We start from the raw sequence: 6,837 nt of genomic DNA on the forward strand, positions 1-6,837 counted from the left end.
GGTTTTCCCTGGGAGTTGTGCCCACAGGCACGCGACGATCTCGAGACTGCATGGGGAGACAACGCGCTCATGAGCGATGTACTGGAGCTGGTGGACGTATCCGTGGTCCGCGACGGACGCGCTCTGGTGGACGACGTCTCCTGGTCGGTCAAGGAGGGGGAGCGCTGGGTCATCCTCGGCCCGAACGGCGCCGGCAAGACCACCCTCCTCAACATCGCGTCCAGCTACCTCTTCCCGACCAAGGGCAGCGCCACGATCCTCGGCGAACAACTCGGCGGCGTCGGCACCGACGTCTTCGACCTGCGCCCGCGGATCGGTATCGCGGGCGTCGCCATGGCGGAGAAGCTGCCCAAGCGCCAGACCGTCCTGCAGACGGTGCTCACCGCCGCGTACGGCATGACCGCCACCTGGCACGAGAACTACGACGCCGTCGACGAGGACCGGGCCCGCGCCTTCCTCGACCGGCTCGGCATGACCGAGTTCCTCGACCGCAGGTTCGGCACCCTCTCCGAGGGCGAGCGCAAGCGCACCCTGATCGCCCGCGCCATGATGACCGACCCCGAGCTGCTCCTCCTCGACGAGCCCGCCGCCGGTCTCGACCTCGGCGGCCGCGAGGACCTGGTCCGCCGCCTCGGCCGGCTCGCCCGCGACCCGCTCGCCCCCTCCATGATCATGGTGACGCACCACGTCGAGGAGATCGCCCCGGGCTTCACCCACGTCCTCATGATCCGCCAGGGCAAGGTCCTCGCCGCGGGCCCCATGGAGACCGAGCTCAGCTCCCGCAACCTCTCCCTCTGCTTCGGTCTGCCGCTCATCGTCGAGCACGCCGACGGCCGGTACACCGCACACGGCCTCCCGCTGTCCTGAACGCCGGCGTCCTGAACGCACTGTGCCCCGAATGTCCTGATCGAAGCCCTGTCGGCGAGGGACTCGCGGTCCTACCATGACCGGGTGGACATCGATGCGTGGGTGTGGTGGCTGATCGGCGCGGTCGGGCTGGGCATTCCGCTCGTCCTGACCGCGATGCCCGAGTTCGGGATGTTCGCCGTCGGAGCGGTCGCCGCGGCGGTCGTCGCGGCACTCGGCGGCGGCATCGTGGCCCAGGTCCTGGTTTTCGTGGTCGTCTCCGTCGCGCTCATCGCGGTGGTCCGCCCGATCGCCGCCAGGCACCGCGCCGACCGGCCCCAACTGGCCACCGGCATCGATGCGCTGAAAGGCCGTCAGGCCGTCGTCCTGGAACGGGTCGACGGCAGCGGTGGACGGATCAAGCTGGCCGGAGAGATCTGGTCGGCCCGCGCCTACGACGGAGACCAGAGTTTCGAACCCGGCCGGCAGGTGGATGTCGTGGACATCGACGGTGCCACGGCCGTCGTCATGTGACCGAACCGCTCACACGGCGGACCGCGGTCTGCCAGACTCGAAGTCGATCATCATGAGATCCGGACCTCATGAGATCCGACCCCGATCATCGCGATCCGTCGGCAACCGAAGGGCACGAGGAACACGATGCAACCGATCATCATCGTCCTGATCATTCTGGTGGTGCTCGTCTTCATCGCCCTGATCAAGACGATCCAGGTCATCCCGCAGGCCAGCGCCGCCATCGTGGAGCGCTTCGGCCGCTACACCCGCACGCTCAACGCAGGCCTGAACATCGTCGTTCCGTTCATCGACACCATCCGCAACCGGATCGACCTCCGCGAACAGGTCGTCCCGTTCCCGCCCCAGCCGGTGATCACCCAGGACAACCTGGTCGTCAATATCGACACCGTCATCTACTACCAGGTGACGGACGCGCGGGCCGCGACGTACGAAGTCGCCAGCTACATCCAGGCGATCGAGCAGCTCACCGTCACCACCCTCCGCAACATCATCGGCGGCATGGACCTGGAGCGGACCCTGACCTCCCGCGAGGAGATCAACGCCGCCCTCCGCGGCGTCCTCGACGAAGCCACCGGCAAGTGGGGTATCCGCGTCAACCGCGTCGAGCTCAAGGCGATCGAGCCGCCGACCTCCATCCAGGACTCGATGGAGAAGCAGATGCGCGCCGACCGTGACAAGCGTGCCGCGATCCTTCAGGCCGAGGGAACCCGGCAGTCCGCGATCCTCACCGCGGAGGGCGAGAAGCAGTCCGCGATCCTGCGCGCCGAGGGTGAGGCCAAGGCCGCGGCCCTGCGCGCCGAGGGCGAGGCCCAGGCCATCCGTACGGTCTTCGAGTCCATCCATGCCGGCGACCCGGACCAGAAGCTCCTCTCGTACCAGTACCTCCAGATGCTCCCGAAGCTCGCCGAGGGCGACGCCAACAAGCTCTGGATTGTGCCGAGCGAGATCGGTGACGCCCTCAAGGGCCTCAGCGGTGCCTTCGGAAACCTCGGCACCGGCGTCCCCGGCTTCAACACCGGCAAGGAGCGCCGCGAGGAACCCCCGGTCGACTGACGCGTACATACCATCGTGCATGATCAGTGCACCAAGCGCTGATCATGCACGGGGGAATCGGAATGTCCATCTGGGAAATGCTCGCGGTCTTCGGTGCGGGCATGAGCGCGGGCGCGATCAACACGGTCGTCGGTTCCGGAACGCTGATCACCTTCCCGGTCCTGCTCGCCACCGGCCTGCCCCCGGTCACCGCCACCGTCTCCAACGCCCTCGGCCTGATCCCCGGCTCCATCAGCGGCGCCATCGGCTACCGCAAGGAACTCGCCGGACAGCGGCGCCGCGTCCTCAAGCTGAGCATCGGCGCGCTCATCGGCGGCCTCACCGGCGCCACCCTGCTGCTGGCCCTGCCCTCCACGGCGTTCGAGACCATCGTGCCCATCCTGGTAGCCCTGGCCCTCGTCCTGGTCATTCTGCAACCTCGCATCAGCAAAGCCGTCCAGCGCCGCCGCGAGCTCAACGGCACCACCGCCCGCTCCGACGGCGGCCCGCTCCTCGTCGTCGGACTGATGCTCGCCAGCGTCTACGGCGGCTACTTCACCGCCGCCCAGGGGATCATCTACCTCTCCCTGATGGGCATGCTGCTCGACGACACGATGCAGCGCCTCAACGCCGTCAAGAACGTGCTGGCAGCGGTCGTCAACAGCGTTGCCGCGCTCTTCTTCCTCTTCGTCGCGGACTTCGACTGGACGGCCGTCGCACTGATCGCGGTCGGCTCCGCGCTCGGCGGCCAGATCGGCGCGAAGGTCGGGCGCCGCCTCAGCCCCACCGTGCTGCGCGGCCTCATCGTGGCGGTCGGCACGGTCGCCATCGTCCAGCTGGTGCTCCGCTGAACCCGGGAGCCCGCCTCCTCACGGGGACGGGCTTCCGATACGACGATCCACGTAGGCGGTCTACGCCGACTATGCGGCGGTCCGGTCCAGCCACTCCGGCAGCGCCGACCGCTCACCGGCCCCCATCGCCAGCAGCATCGCCTCCGCGGGCGACGGTACGAAGGGCTGCCGCAGCAACGGCATCCCCGCCTGCTCCGGCGTCCGGGCCGCCTTGCGGTGATTGTCCTCGGCACAGGACGCCACCGTATTGAGCCAGGTGTCCTGGCCGCCCTGGGCGCGCGGCACCACATGGTCGACGGTCGTCGCCCGTCGCCCGCAGTACGCGCACCGGTGCTGGTCCCGTATCAGCACACCCCTTCTGGACCACGGCGCCTGTCTTCGGAACGGCACCCGTACGTACCGGCAGAGCCTGATCACCCGGGGTACCGGAATGTCCACGGCGGCACCGCGCATGCGGAGATCGGGATGCGACTGCTCGACAACAGCCTTGTCCTGCAGAATCAGCACCACCGCACGGTTCAGTGTCACCGTCGACAGCGGCTCGAAGCTCGCGTTGAGAACCAGCGTGTCCCGCATCTCGCCCACCTCCCGTGTGCCGCCCGCCCCCTGGCAGGCCCGGATCAACTCTGTCTGGGCGGGCCGGGATGGACAACGCAATAAAAAATGCCCTGCCCTGATCTCTCCAGGACCAGGGCAGGGCAAACAGCAGAGGAACTCTCAGCTCACGGGGTACTACGCGGGACCGGTGTACTCACCGATCAGCTGAGCACGACCCAGTGCGTGGAACCGCAGATTGAACCCGACCACAGCGGGCGACACATCACTGCCCGGCCCCAGCTTCTCGCTGTCCACCGCATACACGGTGAAGACGTAACGGTGGTTCTCCCCGGCCGGCGGCGCGGCGCCGCCGAACTCCTTCGACCCGTAGTCGTTACGGACCTGAACGGCACCGGCAGGCAGCCCCTCGAACTTCCCGCTCCCCGCACCGGCCGGCAGCTCCGTGACCGATACCGGGATGTCGAACACGACCCAGTGCCAGAACCCGCTGCCCGTCGGAGCATCCGGATCGAAGCAGGTCACGGCGAAACTCTTGGTCTCCGCCGGGAACCCTTCCCACCGCAGCTGCGGCGAAGTGTTCCCGGCCGCGAACACCTGGGCGTTCGCCAGCACGGCCCCGGGAGCGAGATCCTCGCTCACCACCGTGAACGAAGGCACCTCGGGGTGGAAGTCATGCGGCAGCGGCGGCCTCTTCGGCTCGGTCACGTCAGCACCTCTCCTGATCGGCTCTGGAGTCTCGCCCCCGACCCTAGAGGCAGTTGCGCTGACCGCCGACCTGGGCGAGCCACTGATTGAGGTATGCCGCCCAGTCGGTCCCCCGGAAGTCGTTCAGACCGACCTTGAACGCCCGGTACGAGTCGCTGCCCTCACTGAAGAGTCCCGGCTTCTTGTCCATCTCCAGCACGACATCCATCTCGCGGTCGTCCGCGACGAACGTCAGCTCGACCTGGTTCAGCCCGCGGTACTGCTGCGGCGGGAAGAACTCGATCTCCTGGTAGAACGGCAGCCGCTGGCGCGTGCCACGGATGTGACCACGCTCCATGTCCGCGCTGCGGAACCCGAAGCCGAGCTGTCCGAACGCGTCCAGGATCGCCTGCTGCGCCGGCAGCGGGTGGACGTTGATCGGGTCGAGGTCGCCGGAGTCCAGCGCCCGCGCGATTTCCAGTTCGGTGGTCACACCGATGTTCATGCCGTGCAGGTGCTGACCACCGAACATGGTGATCGGCGTCTCCCAGGGGATCTCGAGCCCGAAGGGAACGACGTGCACGGCACCGGCCTGCACTTCGAACGCCCCACCGAGCTGCAGCTTGGTGAACTCGATGTCCTGCTTCATCTCCTGGTCGTTGCCCTCGACCTCGACGCGCGCCTGCAGACCGACCGAGAGTCCCTCGATCTGCTGCGCCACGGAACCGCCCTGGATCCGCACCTCGCCCTGGACGACCCCGCCCGGTACGACGTTGAGCTCGGTCAGCTCCGTCTCCACCGAAGCACCACCGGCACCCATGCTCGCGAGCAGCCGCTTGAAGCCCATATTTACTCCTCCTTGGTCTGACCTCTACATACGCGCCACGACCGTAGTCGGTTCCCGGTAACCTCGAACGCCATGATCGAGGGCCTGGACCGTACGCCGCTGACGCGGGACTTCTTCGACCGCCCCGTACTTGAGGTGGCACCCGACCTGCTGGGCCGGACCCTGGTCCGCATCACGGGCGACGGCCCCATCGAACTCCGCCTCACCGAGGTGGAGGCGTACGCCGGCGAGATCGACCCCGGCTCGCACGCCTTCCGCGGCCGCACCGCGCGCAACAGCGTGATGTTCGGACCACCCGGGCACACCTACGTCTACTTCACCTACGGCATGTCAAGGCGATCAGCATGAACGTAATGGATCTTGCTCACCCAGCTGAAGAAGTCGCCCCCAAGCTGCTCGGTGCCATCCTCACCCACGAGACCCCCGAGGGAACCGTGAGCATCGCCATCACGGAGACCGAGGCGTACTCCGGTGCGGCTGACCCCGCCTCCCACGCCTACCGAGGCAGAACACCCCGAAACGCCGTCATGTTCGGACCCGCAGGACACCTGTACGTCTACCGGTCTCACGGTCTCCACTGGTGCGCCAACATCGTCACCGGGGCAGACGGCATCGCTACAGCTGTCCTCATCCGGGCAGGCAGGGTCATCGAAGGAGAAGACCTGGCACGCAAGAGGCGAGGGAGCAAGGTCGAGAGTCCACGTCTCGCGCGGGGGCCGGGGAACTTCTGCCAAGCGCTCGGCATCACGGCAGAGCACAACGGCACAGACCTACTGACAGGCGCCTCGGTCACGCTGTCCGAGGGTGAGCCAGTACCCGCCGCACTCATCCGGGTTGGTCCTCGGGTAGGCGTGAGCAGAGCCCACGACTGGCAGCACCGCTTCTACCTCGCCGGTGATCCAACAGTCTCGGCGTACCGACTGAGCCCGAGAGCCAAGCCGTCCACCGGAGCCTGAGCCGCTGTGCGCCTCGCTCGCGGCTCACCGGTGAGTCGGCGCGGAGTTGGACCCGAAGATGCGTGATCACTCGCGAGCGTGGCGCGTGACGCGTTCCTGGCCGGTCGGGTGACTGTCGACGTGCGCCGACCCGGACCGGAGGGGTGGGGGGATGACCCCTTGGTGCGTTCTTCCGCACCGCCAGGATCACGGTTACAACGGGGTACATCAACGGACGGCCGAACAAAGCAGCACCACACGGGAGGGCTCCCCCTCTGTGACAACCTCAGGTGAGTCGGGGAGAACCCGGAAACATCTGACTGGGTGGAGAGACGAGTAGTGCTGTACCGATGACCGTTCTGACCTCAGCCCGGCGGGCGGGGGATGCTGGAGAAGTGACCTCCCGCCCGGATCCCCAGGTCCCCGCCAAGGCCAAGCGCCGCAGCTTCACCGCGGACTTCAAGATGAAGGTCCTCGCCGAGTACGAGGCCGCCCCCGAGGGTGAGCGGGGGAAGGTGCTGCGCAGGTACGGGCTGCACTCGTCGCA

Annotated in this window: 8 protein-coding genes and 1 pseudogene; 6 read left to right on the top strand and 3 right to left on the bottom strand. The window is 67.5% G+C overall.

Annotation, left to right across the window (positions count from 1 at the left end):
- The first annotated feature begins 69 nt into the window (after positions 1-69).
- The 4 genes from ACWD6R_RS32825 (at position 70) to ACWD6R_RS32840 (ending at position 3,266) form a co-directional block, all read left to right on the top strand.
- A complete protein-coding gene (locus tag ACWD6R_RS32825; protein ID WP_451822042.1) occupies positions 70-867 on the top strand; it encodes an ABC transporter ATP-binding protein in 798 nt (265 codons plus the stop codon).
- Positions 868-951: 84 nt separating this feature from the next.
- A complete protein-coding gene (locus ACWD6R_RS32830) occupies positions 952-1,380 on the top strand; it encodes an NfeD family protein (protein ID WP_266987230.1) in 429 nt (142 codons plus the stop codon).
- Positions 1,381-1,506: 126 nt separating this feature from the next.
- Positions 1,507-2,436, top strand: a complete 930-nt coding sequence (locus ACWD6R_RS32835; RefSeq protein ID WP_451822043.1) for an SPFH domain-containing protein — start codon at positions 1,507-1,509, stop codon at positions 2,434-2,436.
- Positions 2,437-2,498: 62 nt separating this feature from the next.
- Entirely contained in the window at positions 2,499-3,266 is a 768-nt protein-coding gene (locus ACWD6R_RS32840) for a sulfite exporter TauE/SafE family protein (RefSeq protein ID WP_451822044.1), read from the top strand.
- 69 nt (positions 3,267-3,335) lie between these two features.
- Here the strand turns inward: ACWD6R_RS32840 and ACWD6R_RS32845 are convergent, their stop codons facing one another.
- From ACWD6R_RS32845 to ACWD6R_RS32855, 3 genes are all read right to left on the bottom strand, one after another.
- Complete coding sequence (locus ACWD6R_RS32845) at positions 3,336-3,842, bottom strand: HNH endonuclease (protein ID WP_327247129.1); 507 nt, start codon at positions 3,840-3,842, stop codon at positions 3,336-3,338.
- Between the two features lie 156 nt (positions 3,843-3,998).
- Positions 3,999-4,529 (bottom strand): YbhB/YbcL family Raf kinase inhibitor-like protein, encoded by a 531-nt coding sequence (locus ACWD6R_RS32850; RefSeq protein WP_451822045.1) that lies wholly within the window; start codon positions 4,527-4,529, stop codon positions 3,999-4,001.
- A 43-nt stretch (positions 4,530-4,572) separates the two neighbouring features.
- Positions 4,573-5,355 (bottom strand): sporulation protein, encoded by a 783-nt coding sequence (locus tag ACWD6R_RS32855; protein ID WP_451822046.1) that lies wholly within the window; start codon positions 5,353-5,355, stop codon positions 4,573-4,575.
- A gap of 72 nt (positions 5,356-5,427) precedes the next feature.
- Between ACWD6R_RS32855 and ACWD6R_RS32860 the strand changes: the two are divergent.
- Positions 5,428-5,685, top strand: a pseudogene (locus tag ACWD6R_RS32860) (DNA-3-methyladenine glycosylase); the annotation flags it as partial.
- Between the two features lie 14 nt (positions 5,686-5,699).
- Positions 5,700-6,311, top strand: a complete 612-nt coding sequence (locus tag ACWD6R_RS32865; protein WP_451822047.1) for a DNA-3-methyladenine glycosylase — start codon at positions 5,700-5,702, stop codon at positions 6,309-6,311.
- The last annotated feature ends 526 nt before the right edge of the window (positions 6,312-6,837 follow it).

The organism is Streptomyces sp. NPDC005151 (assembly GCF_053599875.1).

Bases quoted from the DNA above. Each gene is read 5' to 3' on its own strand.
- ACWD6R_RS32825 (WP_451822042.1), top strand. From the start codon at position 70: ATGAGCGATGTACTGGAGCTGGTGGACGTATCCGTGGTCCGCGACGGA.
- ACWD6R_RS32835 (WP_451822043.1), top strand. From the start codon at position 1,507: ATGCAACCGATCATCATCGTCCTGATCATTCTGGTGGTGCTCGTCTTC.
- ACWD6R_RS32840 (WP_451822044.1), top strand. From the start codon at position 2,499: ATGTCCATCTGGGAAATGCTCGCGGTCTTCGGTGCGGGCATGAGCGCG.
- ACWD6R_RS32845 (WP_327247129.1), bottom strand. From the start codon at position 3,842: ATGCGGGACACGCTGGTTCTCAACGCGAGCTTCGAGCCGCTGTCGACG.
- ACWD6R_RS32855 (WP_451822046.1), bottom strand. From the start codon at position 5,355: ATGGGCTTCAAGCGGCTGCTCGCGAGCATGGGTGCCGGTGGTGCTTCG.
- ACWD6R_RS32865 (WP_451822047.1), top strand. From the start codon at position 5,700: ATGAACGTAATGGATCTTGCTCACCCAGCTGAAGAAGTCGCCCCCAAG.